Source organism: Enterococcus sp. S86.2 (assembly GCF_059834485.2).
The window spans coordinates 482,050-505,910 of the sequence record NZ_CM206813.1 but is presented as its reverse complement, the minus strand read 5'-3'; the positions used below and the strand labels follow the sequence as shown (position 1 = coordinate 505,910).

The 23,861-nt window shown below is 37.0% G+C and carries 15 protein-coding genes; 2 read left to right on the top strand and 13 right to left on the bottom strand.

What is annotated here, in order from left to right; all coding sequences use genetic code 11:
• Positions 1-135 precede the first annotated feature (135 nt).
• Both AC6R0T_RS02235 and AC6R0T_RS02230 read left to right on the top strand, forming a co-directional pair.
• Positions 136-894 (top strand): MurR/RpiR family transcriptional regulator, encoded by a 759-nt coding sequence (locus AC6R0T_RS02235; RefSeq protein ID WP_230710281.1) that lies wholly within the window; start codon positions 136-138, stop codon positions 892-894.
• A 342-nt stretch (positions 895-1,236) separates the two neighbouring features.
• Positions 1,237-2,511, top strand: coding sequence for a solute carrier family 23 protein (locus AC6R0T_RS02230; RefSeq protein ID WP_206902253.1), 1,275 nt, complete (start codon positions 1,237-1,239; stop codon positions 2,509-2,511).
• Between the two features lie 194 nt (positions 2,512-2,705).
• Here the strand turns inward: AC6R0T_RS02230 and AC6R0T_RS02225 are convergent, their stop codons facing one another.
• The 13 genes from AC6R0T_RS02225 to AC6R0T_RS02165 all read right to left on the bottom strand — a co-directional run bounded on the left by AC6R0T_RS02225 (position 2,706) and on the right by AC6R0T_RS02165 (position 23,839).
• Positions 2,706-4,268 (bottom strand): chitinase, encoded by a 1,563-nt coding sequence (locus AC6R0T_RS02225; protein WP_282461655.1) that lies wholly within the window; start codon positions 4,266-4,268, stop codon positions 2,706-2,708.
• A 3-nt stretch (positions 4,269-4,271) separates the two neighbouring features.
• Positions 4,272-6,518: a glycosyltransferase family 2 protein gene (locus tag AC6R0T_RS02220; protein WP_303753789.1), complete on the bottom strand. Its 2,247-nt coding sequence runs from the start codon at positions 6,516-6,518 to the stop codon at positions 4,272-4,274.
• A gap of 600 nt (positions 6,519-7,118) precedes the next feature.
• Entirely contained in the window at positions 7,119-9,200 is a 2,082-nt protein-coding gene (locus AC6R0T_RS02215) for a DNA topoisomerase 3 (RefSeq protein WP_303753788.1), read from the bottom strand.
• A 258-nt stretch (positions 9,201-9,458) separates the two neighbouring features.
• Positions 9,459-9,827 (bottom strand): DUF1033 family protein, encoded by a 369-nt coding sequence (locus AC6R0T_RS02210; RefSeq protein WP_303753787.1) that lies wholly within the window; start codon positions 9,825-9,827, stop codon positions 9,459-9,461.
• A 461-nt stretch (positions 9,828-10,288) separates the two neighbouring features.
• Positions 10,289-12,331, bottom strand: coding sequence for a penicillin-binding protein PBP4(5) (pbp4, locus tag AC6R0T_RS02205; RefSeq protein ID WP_303753786.1), 2,043 nt, complete (start codon positions 12,329-12,331; stop codon positions 10,289-10,291).
• A gap of 160 nt (positions 12,332-12,491) precedes the next feature.
• The gene (gene mnmA, locus AC6R0T_RS02200) at positions 12,492-13,613 is read right to left on the bottom strand and encodes a tRNA 2-thiouridine(34) synthase MnmA (RefSeq protein WP_230710294.1); all 1,122 of its coding nucleotides are present in this window, start codon (positions 13,611-13,613) and stop codon (positions 12,492-12,494) included.
• A gap of 233 nt (positions 13,614-13,846) precedes the next feature.
• On the bottom strand, positions 13,847-18,343 hold the full coding sequence (locus tag AC6R0T_RS02195) for a SpaA isopeptide-forming pilin-related protein (RefSeq protein ID WP_303753785.1): 4,497 nt from the start codon (positions 18,341-18,343) through the stop codon (positions 13,847-13,849).
• Between the two features lie 332 nt (positions 18,344-18,675).
• Positions 18,676-19,281, bottom strand: a complete 606-nt coding sequence (locus AC6R0T_RS02190) for a metallophosphoesterase family protein (RefSeq protein WP_303753784.1) — start codon at positions 19,279-19,281, stop codon at positions 18,676-18,678.
• Positions 19,282-19,290: 9 nt separating this feature from the next.
• Positions 19,291-20,142, bottom strand: a complete 852-nt coding sequence (locus AC6R0T_RS02185; protein WP_303753783.1) for an aldo/keto reductase — start codon at positions 20,140-20,142, stop codon at positions 19,291-19,293.
• A gap of 269 nt (positions 20,143-20,411) precedes the next feature.
• A complete protein-coding gene (locus tag AC6R0T_RS02180; RefSeq protein ID WP_206902243.1) occupies positions 20,412-20,756 on the bottom strand; it encodes a DUF1831 domain-containing protein in 345 nt (114 codons plus the stop codon).
• Between the two features lie 170 nt (positions 20,757-20,926).
• Positions 20,927-22,060: a cysteine desulfurase family protein gene (locus AC6R0T_RS02175; RefSeq protein WP_303753782.1), complete on the bottom strand. Its 1,134-nt coding sequence runs from the start codon at positions 22,058-22,060 to the stop codon at positions 20,927-20,929.
• A gap of 142 nt (positions 22,061-22,202) precedes the next feature.
• Complete coding sequence (locus AC6R0T_RS02170) at positions 22,203-23,174, bottom strand: ribose-phosphate diphosphokinase (RefSeq protein WP_206902241.1); 972 nt, start codon at positions 23,172-23,174, stop codon at positions 22,203-22,205.
• A gap of 122 nt (positions 23,175-23,296) precedes the next feature.
• The gene (locus tag AC6R0T_RS02165) at positions 23,297-23,839 is read right to left on the bottom strand and encodes a C39 family peptidase (RefSeq protein WP_303753781.1); all 543 of its coding nucleotides are present in this window, start codon (positions 23,837-23,839) and stop codon (positions 23,297-23,299) included.
• Positions 23,840-23,861: the final 22 nt, after the last annotated feature.

Below are 23,861 nucleotides of genomic sequence, written 5' to 3'. Positions count from 1 at the left end.
TTTATGTTATACTCACATTATAATTAAATAGAAAAGAAAAAATACCCATTTCAATGAAAGCGGTTTTGTTTGCATTTTATGATTTCTATTTCATAATGCGAAATCCATTTCACAATTAATATCATGAGGTCAAAGATGAGATTAGAAGAAAGAATCAATAAAATTAAAACTTTTTCGAATACTGAATACAGTCTAATTGAATATATCCTATCCGCTAAAAGTAAGGTGATTTCCATGCAAACTGCAGATTTAGCAGAAGTAACCTTTACTAGTCCAGCTAGCGTGACCAGATTATCAAAAAAATTGGGATTTTCTGGATTTAACGAATTGAAGTTTTTTCTAAAGTCAGAGCTTGAACGACAAGAAAAAATCAGTATGGAAAGTTGGGATTTACTACAAAATGATGTAAATAAGACAATTAGCTTAATATCAGAAACAAATTTGATACCTATGAGCGAGTTAATTGCAAAAGCAACTAAGATATTTGTTTTTGGCACAGATTGGGGTGAAAGAAATGCAACTGAATTATTAGTTAGAAATTTTATGACTATAGGAGTATTTCTAATTTCTGTCCCTTCAATAACTGAGTTTCGTTGGATTGCTGAAGAAGTGACACCAAACGACCTCGTTATAGTTGTCTCTTTTAGTGGTGAAAATACCGAAGTAACTGAAATTTCACGTTTAATCCTATTAAAAGGAACAGAAATAATTTCCATTACACCACTAACTAAAAATCATTTATCTAGTCTAACTGTCAATAACCTTTATTATCAGACTTCTGAACTTCCAAGACTAAATAACAATCCTAATGCTGAATACAATATGTTTACAACACTGCATATAGTATTAGATGCACTTTTTAGAAATTACTATGATAATTTTTTGCACTCTTGATTCTTGTTTTCACTATTCAAAAAAATGACAATTATTTTGTTCCTAAATTTAGCAGTATTTTTTAATTTATTCTAATATGTACTTAACAGTTTTTGAGGAATTCTCCTTGCTATCTGCCTTTTTGTAGTGTATATTTTTAACAGCAAAAAAATTCACCTCTGAAAAATTATTTTAATAGCTGCGGCTGTTAATTTTTTCAAGTCATCCTTTAACATAGTCCAGAGAGGCTAAGAAGGGTCCGTTGCAAATCAATTGGGGAATTTTATCTCCATTGTAGCCATTGACGATCCTCCTGCCTAAAAGGGTAGGATTTTTTTGTACCAATTTTTTAGGAGGATTCTCATGGAAGAAAAAAATGATATTCACTTTCACAATGATGATGTCGTCTTAGACATCCACGATCGACCAGCGCCATTACATTGGTTTGGCCTAAGTTTGCAGCACTTATTTACTATGTTTGGCGCAACAGTTTTAGTACCTATATTAGTTGGGATTAATCCAAGTATCGCTTTAGTGAGTTCAGGACTTGGCACACTTGTCTACTTGACTGTTACGAAAGGAAAAATTCCAGCCTATCTCGGCAGTAGCTTTGCTTTTATTGCGGCAATGCAAATGTTAATGAAAACAGACGGCTATCCTGCTATTGCTCAAGGTGCATTGACTACAGGTATGGTTTATCTCATCGTTTCATTTATCATCAAAAAAATCGGTACCAATTGGTTAGATAAAGTTTTACCACCAATTGTTGTCGGACCAGTCATTATGGTTATAGGTCTTGGCCTAGCTAGCAACGCCGCCAACAACGCCATGTACAACGCCAGTGGAGCATATGATTTCAAATATGTTGCAGTTGCATTGTTGACGCTTGCCGTAACGATCGTCTTCAATATGTTTTTAACGGGATTTCTAGGTTTGATTCCGATTTTATTAGGTATTATTTCTGGCTACTTAATTGCATTGGTTGCTGGTATCGTTGACTTCCAACCTGTTATTGACGCTCCTTGGTTCCAATTACCAGCCTTTGAAGTCATGTTTGTACAATATCAACCTAAACTTTATCTAAATGCCATCACAACTATGGCTCCAATTGCCTTTGTAACAATGACTGAACATATCGGACATTTGATGGTTTTAAACAAATTAACCAAACGTAATTTCTTTAAAAACCCCGGGATGGATCGTACACTAATGGGAGATGGTTTGGCACAAATCGTAGCCGGATTTGTAGGTGGACCACCGGTAACAAGTTATGGCGAAAACATCGGTGTACTTGCTATTACTCGTGTTCACAGCGTTTTTGTAATTGGCGGTGCCGCTGTTTTAGCTATCGTTTTAGGCTTCGTAGGAAAATTAAGTGCATTAATTTTAAGTATTCCTGGCCCAGTTATTTCTGGTATCAGCTTTGTTTTATTCGGAGTTATCGCAGCTAGCGGACTAAAAATTTTAGTTGAGAATAATACCAACTTTGATAAAAAGAAAAACTTATTGATTACTTCAAGTATTCTTGTAATTGGGATTGGTGGTCTAGTTTTTGAAGCTGGTACCTTCACATTATCGGCTATGGCGTTATCGACGTTAATCGGGATTTTCTTAAATCTAGTTTTGCCAGACCGTTAAATAAGAAAGGCGCCATGAACTTAATCAGCTCTTTAGTAATAAGATAAAAAGCTTCGTGGACACCCTTAGCTTTTAAGCAATATAAAAAAGTACCATGGCAAAAATCTTGCCACGGTACTTTTTTTATATACGACTTTTCCTCAAAATAAGACTGCGTTTTTTTGAAACAAAACGTTTCTGTTACGCTTTCTTTTTTATTTTTTCAAAAATTCTTTTATTTCAGCCTGTGTTAACGCTTGCCATGGTGCCTCGTCAGAATTTGCCCCAGATTTTTCTGGATTTTCACCTTGATTCCACCATTTCGCTTCGTAACCAACGCCTTCAAACATAACCCGATCACCGCTATGATAAACGACTTCGCTATTCCACTGGAGATAGGCATCGGCTGGTAATTGGACTTTGGGTAATGGTTTTTCCCCAGGTAAAACGGGTCCGACTAATTCCCATGGAATTTCACTTGATTGTAAAACTGGACTATCTGGTGCCTCGCCTTTTGTCCACCACTTTGCCCGATAGACATTGTGTTTCCAAACAACTTTAGTTCCTGCCAAATATACCCCTGCTTCTTGCCAAATTTCATAAGGTGAAGTTGCTGGATCATCGGCTTTTTGCAACTCTTCTTCACTTAATTCAGATACCGTTTCTCGTTTTGCATCTGCTTTGATACTTCCAGTCAATCCTTCTTTTAGTAGGTTGGCAAATTCGCCTTCTTCTTGTTTTACTCCAGTGGCGTGATTGGAAACTACTTGCGTGTTAATATTACTTTCTCGCGATTTGCGGTCACGATTGGCTGACCACATCGAAACGCGACCTAAATTTTTCTTTTTGGCAAATGTATTTAACTTGCGCGCGTCTTGCAAAGTGAAAACTTCAGAAAGAACATCATTTTGCCCAATCATTGGTGTTGCACCTAGCTTGGTCCATAATGTTTCATTGGTCAAATTAATATCTTGTTCTTGATACAAGATTTTTAATTGACGATGCGTTTGTTTTAACGCATTAATTGAATTTTCTGCCATGGACAATTTTTTATCGCGACTATCCCCATAATTCATAGTCATAATATTGACACCCGCTAAGTCAACACCAGCTGTTAATAATGTCGCCACTGCATCTGTTCCATCTTTGGTTAACCCTTTTGGTGTTGCTGGTAAGGTCAGCCAAATCGCTAATTTTTTATTTTCCTTCTTTTGTTCGGCTTGCAACTGCGCTAACGCCTCTCCTCGGCGTTTTCCTGCTTCTTTATCCGTAAGTCCTTTGTTTTCTAAATCTAAATCAATGGTATTTAATTCATAACGGTCGATGACACTTTTATAGGCTTTCGCAAGTTCTGCTGGCTTTTGGTAGGCCAATGCTAATTCATCATTTAATAAGCCACCAAACGAGACAATGATCTCGCTGCCTTTTTGACGGAGACGTGCAATTCTACGATCCAAATCTAAATCATTACTGGCTTCATCTAAAGAATATGCTGCCCCCCAACTTGGTTTTTGTCCATTTTTTTGGGCCACTACAAAAGATAAGACCACATTATCAGCGTATTGTTCAAATGCGTATTGCGGCGTTAACGTCGTATCTACATAAGACGCAAACCAAGGTGCAGTAGTTTGCTGTTTTACTTCTTTTTTCTTTGTTCCTGTCGCTACTAATTTGTCGCCATTCAAAAATAAAGTGACCGCCCCACCGATAATTACTAACACAACGAGACACCGAAAAAGCGAAAGGCGTCGGCTTTTATTTTTCTTATCATTGCTCATCACTTATTTTTCCTCCTGTGGGGTCACACTTTGGCCTAGGGCAACAGATAATGGTACTTGTTCTGAATCATCGCCATAATATAAAACAGAGCGCCAATTTAATTCTTCTTTTTTGCGATCCTCACCTGCATCTTTTGTTTTGACATCAACAAAAAGCCAGTTGATAAAATTGCAAACAAAATCCACAATGGTATTTTTAATTCCAATATAAGCTAAGGCTGCCCAACTTGCCGTAAAGGCATTGAAACCGGCAAAGATTGCGTTTGGAAAATTTCCGGCCGTATAAGAACGCCAGCAAATGAAAGCTGAAAAAGTAATAATTACAAGCGGCGCTAATAAATAAAGCGTTGGCGAAGCTGTGCGGTCATTTACTTTTGGCGTTCGTGCAAAAGGAATTTTTTCGCCGGTTAGATATTGTTGAATGGATTTCACTACGCCAGCTAAATTAACAGCTAACAAAATTAAATTAAAACCATAAATTCGTAAAATATCCAACCGTTTATACCGACAGTAATGCAAATCACTCGCCATTGCGATAAAATACGGCGCTGCTGCACAAATAATATAAACACTTAATAAATTATCATCAAAGGGATAGGCTAAAAGGAAGATTAGGCCAAAACTTGCCCAAGCAATTGAAGCCATATAATTTAAGCGCATGAAAATTTCCATCATTTTAAGTGGATTTCCTTGTTGGCGCCGCTCTTTTATTGTGGCAAATAATTTGGGTAAAATTAATAAACCACCATTCGCCCAGCGTCGCCGTTGAATAATTAAAGAACCAAAATCCGGCGGCGTAGCACTATAACTTAAACGCTCCGGATAGTTATACAATTCCCAGCCATGTTTTTCTAAGTCAACACTAGACTCTGTATCTTCAATAACGGTTCTATCTTGAATAAATCGTCGGACTGGAAATCCTTGCACGATTTCTGTTTCGGCAATATCTTCTAAGGCACACTTGCGGATAACTGCATTCGACCCTACCCAAAAAGTCGCCCCATAATGGGTTGTTCCTTGGTGCAAAATATGTTGAATGTCTGTCGTCGCACCGGCAATTCGTTCAATTCGTGAAGGACAACCGCGAAAAGAAGAATAAGGTGTTTGCGTTACCGCGATTTTTTCGTTTCCAGGTTGATTCAATAAATAAACTAGGCGCAGACAATATTCTCTTAATAAAAGTGAGTCTGCATCTAAGGTTAGTAAAAACTCACTATCTGGTACTACAAAATCGGCTTTTTGTGCTGGTGCCACTGGCAATAAGACTTTTCCGACTTCAGTCTTTTTGACTTGATAATTTTTACCCATTAAGTCGATATAAGAATTCAAATTCATTGCCTTATTGGCCTCGTGGGATAAAGAAATATATTCTTTACGTTGGAAGTAGTCCACCTCTGCACCAAAAATCCAAGTTAAGCGGCAGTATAATTGTTCAACCCGTTCAACAGGTAACTGACTCTTTTCTTCTACAACTTTTTCAACTGCCTTTGCAGTAATTGCTAATTCTTCTGCTAAGTCTAAAATGACATGATTCACAAAAAAATCATCCACGTGATCTTCATGCGGTTCGCTGGCAGCAAAATTTTGTAACCATTTGACAGCAAAATGATATTCGGCAACGACTTTTAACAGTTCCTGATTTTTAATAAAATTGGGCTGTTGTCCAGCTTTAAATTGCTCCAGAGCCTTTTTAAAACGTTGATGCGGTTTTGCCAACAGCTGATTAATGTCGCGTGCCAATTGCTTTGTCTGTTGTAGTTTTGCTGCCGCTTCTGGTGTACTCGGATTTGGTTTATCATCGATTAATAGTCGAACCAATACTTTAGGGTACTCTTGCAAAGCAGCGGATAATAGCGTTTGTCGAATGACGGTAACTTCTTCATCATAAGAAGGAACCAAAACGGTAATATCTGATTGATTTTTGGCAAAGTAGCTGTCCAACATTTCACGGGGAATGCGTTTATGCGCTTTAAAGCGTAATAACGCCCCTTGGCGCGAAAATAAATAAATCATTGCCGAAAAGCAAAGCGTGGTTACGATAATAATATAAAGTGCCGCTTCCACCGCTTTTTGAAAACTGCCATTACCCTTGGTAATTTGATAATAAATTGTCGATGCTACGTACACTGCCCAAAACACCATTGTCAAAATAATGTAGATTCGATTTAATGTCACTTTGACAACGGAAGCTTTCTCGTGCTGCTGTGGTAATGGTTGCATATTTTTTTCTGTGTTAAATTGGCGCTTCATCTTCTTGTTTTCATCTCCCCTATAATTATTCCCCTTAAAATCCCAATGCGATGCTACTACACTCGTCATTATCTAACTTTGTAATTGTCAGAAAATTGCGAGCATAAAGTCACTTGTGCAGTTTAACACAAAGCTTTTTTACATAACAGTTATAATAAAATGGCGAAATAATTGTGAAAAATGAATTTTATCTCTAAGATTATCTCAACTTTACTTGCTAAACACTTTAGAAAAAACGCGTATTTATCACGATTCTTTTTTTGCTGACAAAATAAATTGGCGCAGTTTTTCGTTGTCTTATTATAAAAAAATACTCGTGATAAGTTCGATAACGTATGTATTTTTACGAATATTAGCTCATTTGGTTTTGTTATCAGCATAAAAAAAGAAGATTTTTTTCATATACCAGCCGGAAAAATTAGAAAATCAAAATAACAAATAAAATATATTAAATATGACTTATTATGACAAATAAAATTTTACATTGATTTTATTACAGCGTGAAGATGCAACCATTTTACTAAAAAAAGAGCACACCTAGTTGGCTGTGCTCTTTAAAGGACTTTATTTTACTGTTGTTGGTTCAAAATTTTAAAAGGATCAGTCTTCTTGTTTTAGTGCTGCCTTCAAGGCTAAAGCCAATGGACTTTCTGCAGCTTCTTCTTGTTGACTGTATTTCTTCACTAATTTTCGTTCTTCGTGTTTGGTCATCTTTTTATTGCGGGCTTTTTTATCAGGAATTTTTTCTGTGATCCCACAATATTTACATTTAAAGAAGGCACCATTTTTGCCTTCCAAAATTTCCATTTTTTTATGGCATTGCGGACAACGATGATTGGAAATTTTGGGTTCTTTTCGCCGACGATAGCTACACTCGCTATTGGAACAAAGATAAATTTTTCCATCTTTGGTATTTCGTTCCTTTAACTGAGAGCCACATTCTGGGCAAATTTTCGTTGTTAAGGAATAATCTTTATAGGTCTCCTTGGAATTTTTAATTTCACTAACCAAACGGGCCGTATCTGTTTCAATCCCTTTTAAAAAGGCGGTCGCAGATTCTCGTCCTTGTGCAATATTTTCTAAGCTTTTCTCCCATTTTGCCGTTAACTCTGGACTAACCAAGGAAGTATTGACTAGGCTCAACAGTTGGCGCCCTTTTGGTGTAACAGCTAAAGCATTGCCACGTCGTTCCATTAGTTCTGATTTTAATAATTTTTCAATAATCTCTGCTCGAGTAGCTGGTGTTCCTAACGCATATTTTTCCATTTGTTGTAATAAACTGCCCTCAGTTGCAAGTTTGGGCGGTGTCGTCAGTTCTTTATTAATCGCAAATTGCCCTTTGACACTTTTAACCTGTTGCCAGTCAATTTTTTCAGCTACTTTTTCATTAGCTTTTTGCCAACCACTTTGTAAAACTTTTTCTTGTCGGAAAATAAATTCACCCTCAGGAAATTGGACAACTGCCTTTACATTAACGGTAACATATTGTTCTGCAAATAAGCCTAAGAAGCGTTCTATAATAAGATGATAAATCCGGCTTTCGTCTGTAGACATCTTTTCAAAGCGGGGCCGTTCTTCAGTCGGAATTAAAGCATAGTGGTCTGTTACTTTGCTATCATTGAAAACAGCTTTTTGTTTTACTTGGGCACCATTTTTTAAATATTCTTTTGCCCGCGCATCCACATTTGCTAGTGCTTGAAGTCTTTCTTTTAATGTTGCCGCCACATCTTGTGGTAAATATTTCGAATCCGTCCGAGGATAGCTGACTACTTTATGGGTTTCATACAAGCTTTGGACTAATGATAATGTCTTTTTCGCTGAGTATTGATACAGGCTATTTGCTACTCGTTGTAATTCCGTTAAATCATAAGGCAATGGAGCAGACTGTCTTTTTTCTTTAGTCGTGACATCTGTTACTTTACCAATTTGGTTTTGCCAATTCGCCACAACAGCTTCTGCTTCATTCCGGTTTTGAAATTGTTGTGGATTTTTCAATTGCAGGCGCCCTTTTTCATTGCCATAAAGCAGATCCACCGTGTAATAAGTTTGTGGGATAAATTTTTCGGATTTTTCTTGCGCTCTTGCCACTAGTGCAAGTGTCGGCGTCTGCACTCTTCCGGCACTTAGACTGTCGTGATATTTGACAGTTAAAGCACGGGTAACATTTAAGCCTACCAGCCAGTCAGCTTTTCCTCTGGCAACAGCAGATTGGTATAAATTATCGTATTGTTTTGCCGGTTTTAATTGGTTAAAACCCGTTTTAACAGCTTTGGTTGTCTGAGAAGAAATCCATAGGCGTTCTAATGGTTTAGTAAAACGAATCCATTCAAAAATATAACGCCCCACAGCTTCACCTTCACGTCCACCATCTGTGGCGATAATCCCACCGATAATATCTTTTCGTTTGGCTAAATTTGCGATTAATTTTAATTGACGATTTGTTTTAGGAAGTGGCTTAATGCCGATGTGTTTTGGAATCATAGGCAAGGTTTCCATATTCCAAGTTTTCCACTCTTGTTTAATATCTTCTGGTAATTTTAATGTTAATAAATGACCATAGGCCCAAGTGATGACGTATTGTTCATTTTCAAAATAATCTTTTCCCTGTGGCTTGGCTCCTAATACTTTAGCAAAGTCTTTGGCCACACTTGGTTTTTCAGTTAGTACTAATTTTTTCCCCATACTGGCTCCTTTAAGAAAATTAATTGCAATCTTTTTTAAACATCTTGTTTATGATGTAAAATAATTCAATTTTTCAAACGCAATTTTGATAAATTACGTGCCTTTCATTATAACAGCTCCCTTAAAAAAGCTAAACTGCTATTAAACAATCTTACAAACTCTATTTAAGCTAGTCTTTAGTTTTTTCGATTATGAGACTTTCGACAATAAAAAAGCTTAAACCAGCCACCACAGCCAGTTCAAGCTTACAAATAATGATTAGTTGGCAACTTTACGTTTACAAACTCGTAATTTACCTTCACCGTTGATGGTTTGACACAAACGATTGGAACTTTTTTCAACTACAGCGTTGTAGTCTTTCAATAAAGCTAAGCCGGTATACTGCTGCAAGTAATCATCACATTCTTCACACCAACGCTCATCGCTTTCATTCCAAAAAGCAGCTTGGTAATTCGGATGTGATTTCAAATTTGAAAAATGCGGGCTCAACTCAAGCCACTTATTTTCGTAAAATTGTTCTGCCGCTGTTAAATCGTTAAAGGTATACTCTTCTGTTACATCAGCTTGCCAATCTTCAAAAAACCACCACGGCTCATTATCCCCATACATTATAACAACCTGGTACATAGTTTATTGCTCCTTTTATTCCCCATTTGCATTAATCATACTCACGAAACGTGTGGATGACAAGAAATTCGCACCAAACTTAAATAACTATAATTATTTTTATTTAATTTGATTAAGTTTGTGAATTTTATTCTTTTTAAGAAAAAAATTTTGACAAAAATAGGCAAAAGTTTTTGCTTAGGATGCTTATTTTTTTAAGCATCCTAGACGATTGTTTTTCAAGCGGATGCTTAGTTGCCTAATTTATTTTTAAAGTTATAAAATCTGTATTTTTTTATTACTGCTCTGTTTTAAATTAAGTATAGAATAGTTTTCGTGAAACAAAACACTTTTTTTATATTTCTCATTATTTTTTTCAATAGATAAAAAAGAGAGTTAAAAACAAAAAAATACCTGAATATCAGGCATCTTCTGATCCACAGGTATCAGAAGACGCCATTTATTTCAGATATTTCAAAATTTTATTCATAATGATCATGTAAATATTGTAAAACATTCGGTGCTAATTGGGTGGCCGATTCATTATCTTGACGATTTTCTAACATACTGATAAAGAGATAGCCACTATTTTTTCCTTCATAGGCAAGTAAAAAGCTATTTTCTTGGCCCCGTTCATCTTGTTTTTCTTTAATTTCGGCGGTACCTGTTTTAGCAAAAAGTGTAAAGCCTAGACTGCTTAAACTATGAGCCGTACCATTGGGATCACTTACAACAGCCTTTAAGTCTTCATTGACTTTCTCTACACTGGAAGATTTTACAACTGCGTTTTTTTCTTTTACTTTCGCATCTGTTACAAGCTTGGGATAAACCAGCGTCCCTTCGTTAGCAAAAACAGAATACATGGTAGCTTGTTGGATGGGATTAATTAGCAGTTGCCCTTGCCCATAACCGGTATCGGCTAACAAAATTTTGGAATCAAAACTTTTTTCGTTGCTAATTTGAGCGGGATTCATCGCCAGTGGCAGATCCATTTTTTCACCAAAAATAAATTTGTCTAAGCCACTTCGAAAAGCTTTTTCACCCATTTTCAATGTTTCTTGCGCCATGTAAATATTATCGGAATAAACCAACGCGTCTTTTAAGTCCACGCTGGCTACATCAGCTACCCGCGTGACATAGTAATCTCCCCAAGAGGAATCTTGTTGCCACTTCAAACCATTAATCGCTAATTTTTCGTTAGGATTTAGACTACCATTATCTAATCCAATCGCTGCTGTAATTGTTTTAAAGGTTGAACCTGGTGCATAACCTGTTACCAAACGATTTAAGAATGGTTTCTTTTCATCTTTTTCATAAGCATCATAATCTTTTTGGGAAATCCCATTCGTCATCTTATTAGGGTCATAGCTTGGGCTGCTAACTAAAGCTAGTAAATCGCCAGTTTTTGGTGCACTGACAACAGTCGCACCAGATTTTTCAGCCAATGCGTGATAAGCTAATTCCTGTAGCGTACTGTCGATAGTTAACTGCACTGTTTTGCCATCTTGCTTGGTATTTTCTAGTAAAACAGTTTTTTCGTTCCCTTTTTCATCAGTAATCGCTAATTTTCCTCCTGCTTTTCCCCGCAGCGTTTCATCATAAGCTGCTTCTAAGCCCGCGCGCCCAATTTGTCCTTCACTCGTTAATTCCGGATGTTTTTTCAAATCTTCAGCCGTAATTTTACCTAAGTATCCCACTAAATGTGCTGCCGCTGCTCCTAAAGGATATTTTCGCCCCGTAATTTCTTTAATACTTGCACCTGTGGGCAAACCTTTTGCTTCATCCACAATTTTTAATGGTACAAAATAATCTGGCTTTACCCAGCTTTGTTCTAAAGCTTGCGTAATTTGTTTTTCAGTTAAATTGTAATCTGTGGCGATTTTCTTAATATTCTTTTCTTTTTCAGTGCCTTCACCTAGTTTTTGCGGTACTACACCTAATTGTTGCAGTTGTCCATTTTCTGCTAGAGGCTGATTGTTTCGATCTAAAATTTCCCCGCGCACAGGTTCATCTACTGTTAGACTTACTTTATCTTTGCCACTCATTTGAGGAAAAATCAGATTTGGACCCCATTCCAATTTAGGCTGCTCTTTTTCATAAGCCAAATACGTTTGGTACTTTAAATTTTTCAACTGACCCATAGCTGTTGCAAGCGACAATTCATAGGTCACTTGATATTTGTTATCTTTTTGTTCTGTTATTTTCAAATTAGTCATTTTGATATTTTTTGCATCGATTGCAGTAAAAATATTTTGATATTTTTCGATAATTTCTTTGTTGCTGTAGCCATTTCTTTGCGCAGTATCTGCTAACAATGTTTTAGGCAGACTTTTGTATTTTCCTTGCGCCAAATAGCGGGTGAAATCTTCCACGAGAGCTATTCTTTGTTGCTGTTTTTTTTCTGCTGTAACATGAACAAAAAATCCCGCTCCTGCTACTAGCAATAAAATAATTGGAACGATAATAAAAATCGGCTTAAACGCCTTCTTTTTTTGATTCTTTTGACTTCTTAAATGTTCTCTCATTTTTATGCTCCTAATAAAATAATTATTTTATTTTACCTTATATCCTGGCGTATATTAATTTAATGCACGCATTTTTAATAAAAGTTAACGAATTTCTAGAACTATATTTGTCTTATTTTAAACATAATAAAAAGATGCACCCGAAGGCACATCTCAATTTTTAGACATATTGTAAAACTTTTTCTTCTTTATAAGCACGGTCAATTAATCCGCCGCCAAGACATTTATCCCCATCATAAAAAACTACTGCTTGTCCGGGTGTAATTGCCCGTACAGGTGCATCAAAAATGACTTCGGCTTGGTCATTAGCTAACAAGCGGACAGTCACAGGAACATCAGCCTGACGATAACGGAATTTAGCCGTACATTTGAATTCTTGTGGCATCTTTTCATTGGTGGTGAAATGAATTGTACTTGCATCCAAACGATCTGCATACAATGCTTCATGATGGAAGCCTTGTCCAACATAAAGCGTATTGGTCGCCAAATCTTTTCCGACCACAAACCACGGATCATTTGAACCACTGCCGCCGCCAATCCCTAATCCTTGGCGTTGACCGATTGTATAATACATTAACCCATCGTGCTCACCTTTCACTTGTCCATCAAGAGTGACCATCTTTCCTTTTTTCGCAGGCAAATAGTTACTTAAAAACTGCTTGAAATTCTTTTCGCCAATAAAACAAACCCCTGTAGAATCTTTCTTCTTCGCAGTTGCTAAACCTGCCCGCTCAGCAATGGCACGAACTTCTGATTTTTCCATGCCACCTAGTGGAAACAGTGTTTTAGCCAATTGTTCTTGAGATAATTGACTTAAGAAATAAGTTTGATCTTTATTATTATCCACACCCCGTAACATGTGAACGACGCCATTTTCATCTTTTGTAACGCGCGCATAGTGTCCAGTGGCCACATAATCGGCACCTAATTCTAATGCATAGTCTAAAAAGGCTTTGAATTTAATTTCCTTGTTACACATAACATCAGGATTTGGCGTACGGCCAGCACGATATTCTGCTAAGAAATATTCAAAAACGCGGTCCCAGTATTCCTTTTCAAAATTGACTGAATAATAAGGAATCCCGATTTGAGCGGCTACTTGCGCAACATCTTTATAATCTTCAGTTGCAGTACAGACGCCGTTTTCATCTGTATCATCCCAATTTTTCATGAAGATACCTACGACATCGTATCCTTGTTCTTTTAGCAAAAGTGCGGTTACAGAAGAGTCCACTCCGCCACTCATGCCCACGACAACGCGTGTGTTGCTGTTGTCTGTCATGTAATCACCATCATTTCATTGTTAATTCCGAAAATTTAACGATTTGAAGGTCGCAACTTTTCAGTATTTGTCATTATACAACAGATGGCTAATAATTTCATGTACTTGTTTTTAAATTAGGATTTTCTTTAAAGGCAGGTTAATTAATATAGCAAAAAAAATGCCAAATATGAACTTTTATGTTTAAAAAGAAAACTTATCCGTTAAAAACAGCTTCATATTTGGCATTATTTTTAGTTCATTTTGCGATTGCGCCACCAGTAATAAAGACCTGTTAGCCCTGCAATACTACTTAGAGCAGCCGCCATAATTAAAAAGATCTGCGTGCCCCTTCCCCCTGTTGCAGGCATAAAACCTTCTGGGCGTGAATTTGTGACCGTAAATGCTATCACCTGCGTTTTCTCATCAATTACAAATTCATTGGACTCTGTTTGATTGGTTTCATTGTAATATTTAACCGAAAATTCTTTTGGTTTATTGACCTCGACTAAACGATATTTTACACCTGTTGTTAAATATTGGCGCCAATCTTTTATTAATGCTTCTTTTTTAGCGGTGGTGTAAAATTTTATCTCACCTTTTCTCTTTCCTGCTTCAATTTCCCCACAACCATAGGCTACAATCGTAGCATCTGCTACTGTTTCAATGTTAAAATCAAAAGTCGCTTTTCCTGTTGCACCTTGAAGTATTTTTTTAGCTTCAAAATCAAAGGGCGGACGTTCATCGTTGGCTACATTTAAAGTCAAGTTCAAATTATCCGCTGAAGCAGCAAAATGATAATGCTCCTTCAATGTAGCTGTTATATCCCCGGCTTCATCGGTAATAACTGGCTGCTCTTTGTCTAAGGTGAAATAAGCATATTGTGAAAATAGTTGGTACCCTTTTGGTGCTTGGACTTCTTTAATGCGATAATCACCTGATCTGAGTCCGGTAAAAGATAGTAGTCCACTGTTGGAAGTTGACGCTTCAGCTTGCTTGACGTTAATTTCTTGCCAGGTGTCTCCGTTCTTTTTTTCTAAAATGAATTTCGCACCCGCCAAGGCCTCTTCATCTTTGGAATGTTTTTTTATTGTCAACATTCTAGCATTTCCACTAATGGTACCAGAAGCACTGACATTTCTGATCTCAATTTTTTCAGTATGCGTGTTTGTCGATTTTTCACCCCACTTAATTTTGATGTGATTTTCAATATAACTTTGCTCGGCTTTTTTCGGTTTACCGCTGTACTCAATAATTAAAGGTGTACTCACCACGAAATCTTTGGCAAAGGAAATTTTGAAACCGCCATTTTCCCACTCAAGTTGATAAGCCTCAGTTTCTACTTCACCGTCTTTGCCTATTTGTGGTTTCCAAGTATTCGTTCCTTCTTTTATTGTTTCTAAATTGGCATAATACAATTTAATTTTACCCGGAATTATATCTTGGTCTGATGAAGTATCTTCAATCACTAAGTTATGCAACCGAGCACCTTCAGGATTAACGATAGCTGTCCAAGGGATTTCCATGGTCTTTACATCAAAATCTGAAGCTGTTTTATAAACCCCACTTGCCACTTTTGTATACGATACACTAGCGGCACTTTTTGTCGTGCCACTATTCGTTACCAGCGCGGTTGTATTTAAGATTTGATTTTTATTGCCTTTTTCAGCGGCCATAATCGCTTTATCAAGTTGCGTTGCAAAACTGACTTTAAAAGCGGCATACCCCATATCTTTTTTAAACCGGATGGTAAAGCCCTGTGCCAAGGTATCTTTTGTTTGTTCTAAAACTGGTATTTCAGACCACTGCTTGCCGTCATTTTTTAGCGGGATTATTTCATAATCTGCATTGACTTTTAATTCCACTTTTTTGTAGTCGTGATACCAATCTGTAGTCGAATTTTTTTCTTTATCATCTTTTGTTTCCAACTGATAAACAACGATTTCTTGCAAATCTTGTAATGTCATACGCTGAATGAAGCTCGTGGTGTTATCATCAAATTTCCAAACATTCATATGGTCGACAATTTCATCTCCAGCTTTGATGGCATATCCTCTTGTGTTTGCTAATATTTCCCAGGTGACAGAAGAATTTTTTATATCAAGCGTTCCTCTTTTTTTCAATGCATCAGCAACTTGGACATTGTTCGTCCACCCCGTATTCGCCTGGGCATGGCCTTGATACGTGCCTTGTAGTGCTTCGATTGTATTAAACAAATAATTACTAATCGGCACTTGCGGTACAAGTTCTGGTGTATTGCCATATTTTGTCGCCATTGCTAACCAGATTTTTTTACCAGCATGTTTTTCATTAATCTTCAACTGAAATCCAGCTGCTTTCTCCCCTGTTTTCAATGTATCAGATTGCAATGCAATTCCAGCATCAGGATCGGCTATTATTGTCCCTGCTGTTGTAGTTAACTTGCCGTTATCAATCGTAAGCATGATATCTACTGTGGGAATTTCACGAAATTCTCCATTTTCGTCTTGATAAGCGACAATTATGCCTTTTTCCTTTAAATAGGGTTGATTAATTCCTTCATTAAATTTTTTTCCAGTTACAAGGACTGCCTCTTTTGCCAGCGTGCTATCTTTATTCCAATAATAAGCGAGACCATTTTTATAAAAGACGCCTTCTTTTAACCGTAATGCGGCATCGTTAATTAAAATCTCACCTGCACCTGGTATTGTCACAACCGAAGCTGACCATAAAATCGTTTTATCGCTAAAGTTACTATCAACACTTTCGTCAAAGAGCGTTTGTCTGATTACTTGTTTTTCAACAGCTAACGAAGTAAACGTACTAGAAGCTGCCGTTAAGTCGCCGCCGCTGATTTTATTTTCCACTAAAGTCTGGCCTTTAGTATCCTCATGCTTACTTTGATAGGTGACGATATAGCGCCCCCTTGGTATTTTTTCACTGAAGGATAATGTAAACTGACTTTCTTTTGTGTCTTTAAGCGTAATTAAATCGTGGTATTGTTCTGGTGTGGTGGCGATATTAGGAAATACTTGTTGCCCTTTTTTTAATTCGGCAAAAACTTTAAGTGTCTTAAAATCGATTTGACCATCGTTTAATTCATCAATAAAGTCAATTTTCTCATTTTTGTCCCGATGATAAATGACTGTCCATTCAATAATACCGTTGCCCTTACTGACAGCTGACTTTTGCAAATGATCATAGTAGTATTCCGTTTTGGCTATTGCCTCTAACTTACTACTGCCGGCGATGTTACTTTGAACCCTGTTGCTAATCTCACTGGGATGATTGTCTTTTAAAATCGTGGTGTATTGAATTTTGACCGGCCCGGTTATCTGGGTATCAATTCCGTCATTCCAATGGTAAAACAGCAAGGAAAATTTACTATCATTATTTTTGTCATACGTAATTTTATAATCTTTTCCTGCTAGTAATTCTTTGTCCTTGCCGTCAACTTCCATTGTAATTTTAAACAATTGGAAATCTGCCAATTCGCTAATCTTTGCTGCTAAATCTGTCGGCGGCAAGTAAAACCCGGCCTTGGCGCCACTCTCTGGATAAAGTGTTGTGATATCTTCATCGGCAATGCGCAAGTCTTTAATTGGAACAAATTTACTTGGATCTTTTTTATCCCGACCAGGTGTAACGGTGATTTCCCACTCCAAGAGATGATAATCTTCTTTAGCTAAAGTAACCTTAGTGGGCGCTTTACTTACACCTTTTTGCAAGCTGTACTCATTTTTTACCGGTTGAATTTGAATCGTTTCTTTAATTTCAGCATCTTTATCAAGCATTACATCAATGCTTTCTGTCACTTCTTCTATGATCACTGTAGAAGTTAAGTTCATTTCACCTTGAACATTCTCTTTACTCCAATTTTCATTATTAAATGTAACCGTCCATAAATGATTTTTACCGTCTTTGCCCCCATTTTTTTTAATGGTGAATTCTCCTCTTTTTTCACCATTAATTGTCAGCATTTCTTTTATATCACTCTCCAAATGGATATCCCCAGAAATTTCAAAACTAAACTCAAAATTTCGTTCTCTATTTTCATCTGCATCAATTTCTGCTTTGACTTTTGCTCCTGCTGGTGTCTGAAAAAACTGATCCAAATTGAAGTGATACTGCAGGCGAATCGATGTGTCTGAAAAAATAAATGGTGGCTGTGTTTCATCTACACTTTGCCAGTCGCCATTACCTTGCTTTGTTTCAAAGCTAACCTTATCAATCGGCCACCCTGATAGATCTGTTGGCATTTTAATCGTAATTGGTGTCACTACTTTTTGCTTTACAACGGGTGGTGTTTTTTCAGTTGCTGTCTGATCAACGGCGTGTTTTTTATCTTCATCATTTTCTTTTTGATGGGGGTTAGTCAATGTATGCGTTTTCTCTGTTGCTGATAAAACATAATTGGGTGTTGGTTCTTCTTGCAACAAGTCAAAATGAATCGTCGGACGGACGTCTTTTGTTGTGGTAAATGTAAATTGCCCTTCACTTTTTGTTGTGCCACTAGTCTTGTCTGACTCACTTTTTTCCTTTAGCCAATTTGTTTCTGTAAAAAAGCCATTTCCAGAAAGCGGCTGAACAATTTTGTCATCACTAATTTTTATCGCAAGCTGTGTTGCGGTTACACCGGTGTTTTTAACATAATGAAATGTCCATAATAAATGATCGTTACCTTGTATTTCTACTTTGTGGTCGATCTTCAAAAAATCGTTATTGACCAAATAATTTTTATCACTGCTTGCTTTGGGACGCCACGTAAACATACTCCCGCTCATAGCTTCTAAAAAAGGAAAAAGTAGACAGATGCACACCATAAAAATTATTTTCTTATTTTTTATCTTCATATTTAACCTCACAATTCTTTTTGTTTTCTAATCTTTTTATAATTATATAACAATTATGCTTTCCGGCGCAATTTTTAACGGCAAGACAAAAAGACGGTAAACGCTTGCTATTCTCACAAAATTTCAAATTAGAAATAAAAAAATTTATTTAAGAAATAATTTTCAGAATAAAAAAAAGAAACAAAAGGAAAATTCCTTTTGTTTCTTTTTGAAGATCCAACTTTTTAAAAAAATATTTTAAGGTTATTTTATTAACGAAGTTTAGCCAATTCTGCTTCTTTCTTGGCTGCAATCAGATCAATTTGATTTTCTGAGATGGGAGTTCCAAAGGGCAATTTTTCTGGTAAGAAATCAATTTCTGGTGCATCGACGCCGACATTGATATTTTCTTTAATCGGTACACTATAATGATGCACATGTCCATGCAAATTACGAATGTTTTTGGTGACCCCCAACAACATGGGATAATGCGTCAAATAATACTGATGGTGATTAAATTTGATAATGATCCCCACATCTGCAAACTGAAATTTTGGCTGACCATTTGATAAGATTCTATTATTTTTTTCTAAAAATTTGAAAAACGTGCGATGATCGTGATTTCCTTTAATAAAAATTATCTGCCCATTCAAACGCATCAATAAAGCTAAAATCTCCGGGTAGCCTGCCTCATAAGCAGGATGCATTGCGACATCCCCTAAATGGTATACAGTATCGCCCTCTTTTACAACAGCATTCCAGTTTTTTATCATTAATTCATGCATTGTTTGCAGATCTTCAAATGGGCGCGGTGCAAAATCATTGTCCCCTAGTAAATCTTGATGGAAATAATGGGTATCGGATGTAAAAAATTTCATTTCGCTCACCTACAATACTGCCAATGGCTGCTTTTTGGTTGGAGCAAGATAACGTGCTGCAATTTTTTGCCACTCTTTTTTGGTTAACTGGATTTTTGCTGCAGCTAAGTTTGCTAGGACATGATCTTTGTTGCTCGATTGCGGAATTGCCAATGTCTTTTCATCCCGAATTGCCCAAGCTAAAAGCAATTGAAAAATAGAAACCCCATGACGAGCAGCAATTTCTTGTAGTCCACCATCTTGCAAAAATTGATTACCTAAACTATCCCCTTGTGCAATCGGAGAATACGCAATTAATGGCACTTGTTGCTTATTCAGCCAAGGAAGTAGATCAAATTCAATGCCGCGGCTACCTAAATTATATAAGACTTCATTGGCAGCACAGTTTTTGCCAGCTGGTAGTTGCCACAGTTCTTGCATATCGGATAGATCAAAATTTGAAACGCCCCAATTTTTAATCAAACCACTTTTTTTAGCATCCTCTAATGCAGTGACTGTTTCAGCTAAGGGCACTTCTCCTGGCCAATGTAGTAAATACAAGTCAAGATAATCCGTCTTTAATCGCTTCAAACTAGCAGCTAAACTTTGAGGCAATTTTTCTTTTGTAGCATTCCAAGGGTAAACTTTTGAAATTAGATAAACGTTTTCCCGCGAGACAGACTGTAGCGCTTTTCCTACTAACTCTTCTGAATTGCCATCTCCATACATTTCGGCTGTATCAATTGCGATTTTTACCGTCGAACTTGCTTGTTTGAGACCCGTTTGCAAAGCTGCTAATTCTGCTGTTCTTTTTACTAAGTCGTCTCCCATATGCCACGTTCCTAAACCAATCGGGTAAATCTTTTCGCCAGCAATTTCCATGTGTCTACCTCCATCTCGCTTTTCTTACTTCAAGTATAAACCAGCTTTATGATTGGGTAAAAAAATTACTATTAGCAAATATAAATTTCCCAAATTTCTCAAGATTTTGACTTATTGTCGCTGCGAGTTCGTGCATAAAGCTAGCCACCTAAAAAAGCTGGCTGCACGCGGTCTGTTCGCTAACGTTAGCAACATGACAAATTTTTTCGTACAAAACTTATGATTGGTTACAAAAAAAACCACCAGCAAAAGCTGGCGGCGGCAAATTTTTAAGCAACTTTTTCAAAGAGGCCACGACTAATAAAGCCATCCATTAAAAAGTAAAATTTATCTTGTAACATTTTATGTTGTGGGTCTTTAAAAATATTTACTGCTTTTAAACCATTTGCTGTCGTAATTGACATTTTTAAAGTTTCTATTTCCCCATCAACGGTGATTTTCAATTTGAAGCCTTCCTTACTTTGAGGTGTTGCTTCAAGTGGTTGAATTAATTGAAAATTCCCCCCATTTGTTTCTTTAAAACCATTATCGCGCAATGTGTATTTCTTTGCCTCTGGGTCTAATTGGTACATAACGTTTGCACCTAACACCGTTGCCTTTTTTTGAAATGCCATCTATTTTCCCCCCTGCTTTTTAATTGCTGGTAATAAAACTTGCCGCTTTCATAAAAAATTAGCCTTAACTTTTGCCATCTCTTATTTTTACTACTGACTTTATTACCGCTACAATCTGATTGTCTCTTTAATTATAAAAGTTTTCTGAGTGTTTGACTACTGCTCTTTCGTTATTTTTGGCAAGCCGCAATTAGTTTTTCAGCAAAATATGCGACATCTTCTGCCGTATTACCAAAACCAAAGCTGACGCGAATGGATTCGTGGATTGCATCACTGTCTTTGCCATACATGGCTGTCAGAACGTGAGAAGGTTCAATGTTGCCGGCCGTACAAGCAGAGCCTGTTGAAATCGCTTGGCCTTGTAAATCTAATTTCATTAACAATAAATTGTTATCCACATCATTCAATTGTAAATTTAAAACATGAGGCAATTTATGCGTCACATCACCATTCATATGATAAGCAATTTTTGCTTCGTCTAATTTTTTTAGCAGTAATTCTGCCAATTTTGCGTAATGAGCTTTATTTTCCAATTGCTTTTCTGGGGTTAGAATTTCTACCGCTTTTGCCATGCCAATAATTCCCACTAAATTTTCTGTCCCGGCACGTCGCTTTTCTTCTTGTTCTCCACCATGAAGATAACTTGGTAAGTTTACGCCATCTTTTTTAAACAAGAAGCCTACGCCTTTGGGTCCGTTAATTTTATGCGCTGAAATACTGAATAAATCAATATTATTTTCGTAAGGATCTAAAGCAGTTTTTCCAAAAGCTTGAACTGCATCCGTATGAAAAATAGCAGGATGATCTTTTAACAATTCACCGATGGCTTTGATGGGTAATAAATTACCTGTTTCATTATTGGCTGCCATCACAGATACTAAGATTGTCTCCGGACGCAAGGCATCTTTTAGCGTTTCTATTGCTAATTGGCCTTTTTCATCGACGGGTAAATAGGTAACTTCAAAGCCCTGTTTTTCCAAATAGTGCATCGATTCTAAAACAGCCGGATGTTCGATTGCAGTGGTAATCACATGTCGCCCTAATTCTTGACGAGCAAGAGCGGTGCCGATAATCGCGGTGTTATCTCCTTCTGTACCGCCACTGTTAAAAATAATTTCATGGGCTTTCACCCCTAAACTTTTGGCAATCAATTGCCGACTCGCTTCTAATTTTTCGTGGGCTTTGCGACCAAAGCCATGTACGCTAGAAGGATTCCCAAAAATTGGCATCGCTTCTGTCATCGCTTTTATTACTTCTGGGTGTAGCGGTGTTGTTGCCGCATGATCCAAATAAATTTCTTTCACTCTCTTCACCTTTTCTTGTGCATACTAGGGTCATTCTAGCATAAAAAGAATTTTTTATTAATTGATTACCATTTTTCCTTTTTCGCCAAATAAAAAGACTGTACCAAAAGTTTGATACAGTCCAAATCGTAATTGTATTAGCTTAAGCAAAATCTTTTTCTTCCAAACGGAATAGAGGGCTCATTGGTGTATTTTCGTGAATTCGTTTCACAGCTTCTCCCATTAATTGACCACAAGTGATATACGTCAAATTATTAGGATGGCGACTTTCATCTGTAAAACAAGAATCTGTCACACAAATATCTGTAATATCTGCACTTTCCAAGTTTTCTTTTGCTGGCGGTGATAATAGTGCATGGGAAGCACAAGCATAAACTTCTTTGGCACCTGCTTCTTTTAACAAGCGCGCTGCAACTTTAAATGTATTCCCAGTATTTAAAATGTCGTCCACCATAATACAAGTTTTTCCTGTGACATCGCCGATTACATAACCGCCGTTTTCATCACTTTCCTCTTGGTCGACAATCGCCAATGTTGTATTTAGATACTCTGCTAAGCTGCGGGTTCTGTTGACCCCGGAGTTCTTCGGTGAAACAACCACAAAGTCGTCTCCAAACATTTTCTTTTCCCGATAATATTTGGCAAAAAGCGGCATCGTAAATAAATTGTCCACTGGAATATCAAAGAAACCTTGAACTTGAACGGTATGTAAATCCAACGTCAAAATTCGGGTTGCACCAGCTTCTTGTAACATATTCGCCACAAGCTTAGCTGTAATTGGTTCATGAGGTCTAGCTGTTCTGTCTTGACGAGCATAACCATAATAGGGTAAGACAACATTAATTGTCTTCGCACTTGCTCGTTTCATTGCATCGATCATAATCAACAATTCCATATAATAATCATTAACAGGTTGATTTGTTGCTTGAATCAGATACACGTGCGCACCTCGCACACTTTCTTCGATACTAATTGAAATTTCACCGTCGCTAAATTGCTTAATCGCACATTGGCCTAATTTTGTGCCAAAGACAGCAGCAATTTTTTCTGCTAACGGTTCATTTCCATTCAAGCTAAAAATTTTCAACGATTGATCCTGGTATTGTTCCCCCATGATAGCCTCCTTAGTTATTGGCAGTTCTTTGCGCTAGTCATTTTTTATGACAAATTCTTTTTCATTCTAACATCTTTTTACTCTTTTTTGAACTGTAACAGCTGGTTTCCCTCTTATCTATTTTAAGGTAACGAAATGGTCCCATTAATCCAGCTAGCAGGGATAACTTTATGATAGTTTCCCCAGTTATCATGAACTTTAAGCCATTCTTTCCCTGTTTCATCTTTTTTATAACCATACGCTACTACCCAGTGATTCCCATAGGTGCTTCCTTTAAGTTTCATTAAACCGACAATTACTGGTTTACCATGTAGCAGACGTTTTTTTACCCGTTCTAAGCCACCAACAGGAGTTTGACGAGCTCTAAATGGTAATTTAAACAAACGAAAATAGCGGGAAAGACCGTGGGAAACTTGTAAAGAAATAGTTGGAAAATCAAAAGGTTGAATGATTACCCGTAGCAAATCTTGCAATGCTTTGGTATTTTCACTGCCATTTTGACGAATGTGTTCAGGCACAATTGTTTTTACAAGATGATCTTGGTAGTAACACAAAAAAACTGTTGCCGCGCTTGTGCCACATAGATAACCTGATTTGGTGGTGATATTGCGATAAGGATAAAATTCTGATTCTGAAATCCCTAGCCATTCATTTGTAATTGTCATCTTCTCACCTCGCGATAAGTAT

Coding starts and splice junctions, on each gene's coding strand:
- AC6R0T_RS02235 (WP_230710281.1), top strand. CDS start 136: ATGAGATTAGAAGAAAGAATCAATAAAATTAAAACTTTTTCGAATACT.
- AC6R0T_RS02230 (WP_206902253.1), top strand. CDS start 1,237: ATGGAAGAAAAAAATGATATTCACTTTCACAATGATGATGTCGTCTTA.
- AC6R0T_RS02225 (WP_282461655.1), bottom strand. CDS start 4,268: ATGAGCAATGATAAGAAAAATAAAAGCCGACGCCTTTCGCTTTTTCGG.
- AC6R0T_RS02220 (WP_303753789.1), bottom strand. CDS start 6,518: ATGAAGCGCCAATTTAACACAGAAAAAAATATGCAACCATTACCACAG.
- AC6R0T_RS02215 (WP_303753788.1), bottom strand. CDS start 9,200: ATGGGGAAAAAATTAGTACTAACTGAAAAACCAAGTGTGGCCAAAGAC.
- AC6R0T_RS02210 (WP_303753787.1), bottom strand. CDS start 9,827: ATGTACCAGGTTGTTATAATGTATGGGGATAATGAGCCGTGGTGGTTT.
- pbp4 (WP_303753786.1), bottom strand. CDS start 12,331: ATGAGAGAACATTTAAGAAGTCAAAAGAATCAAAAAAAGAAGGCGTTT.
- mnmA (WP_230710294.1), bottom strand. CDS start 13,613: ATGACAGACAACAGCAACACACGCGTTGTCGTGGGCATGAGTGGCGGA.
- AC6R0T_RS02195 (WP_303753785.1), bottom strand. CDS start 18,343: ATGTTTACGTGGCGTCCCAAAGCAAGCAGTGATAAAAATTATTTGGTC.
- AC6R0T_RS02190 (WP_303753784.1), bottom strand. CDS start 19,281: ATGAAATTTTTTACATCCGATACCCATTATTTCCATCAAGATTTACTA.
- AC6R0T_RS02185 (WP_303753783.1), bottom strand. CDS start 20,142: ATGGAAATTGCTGGCGAAAAGATTTACCCGATTGGTTTAGGAACGTGG.
- AC6R0T_RS02180 (WP_206902243.1), bottom strand. CDS start 20,756: ATGGCATTTCAAAAAAAGGCAACGGTGTTAGGTGCAAACGTTATGTAC.
- AC6R0T_RS02170 (WP_206902241.1), bottom strand. CDS start 23,174: ATGGGGGAACAATACCAGGATCAATCGTTGAAAATTTTTAGCTTGAAT.
- AC6R0T_RS02165 (WP_303753781.1), bottom strand. CDS start 23,839: ATGACAATTACAAATGAATGGCTAGGGATTTCAGAATCAGAATTTTAT.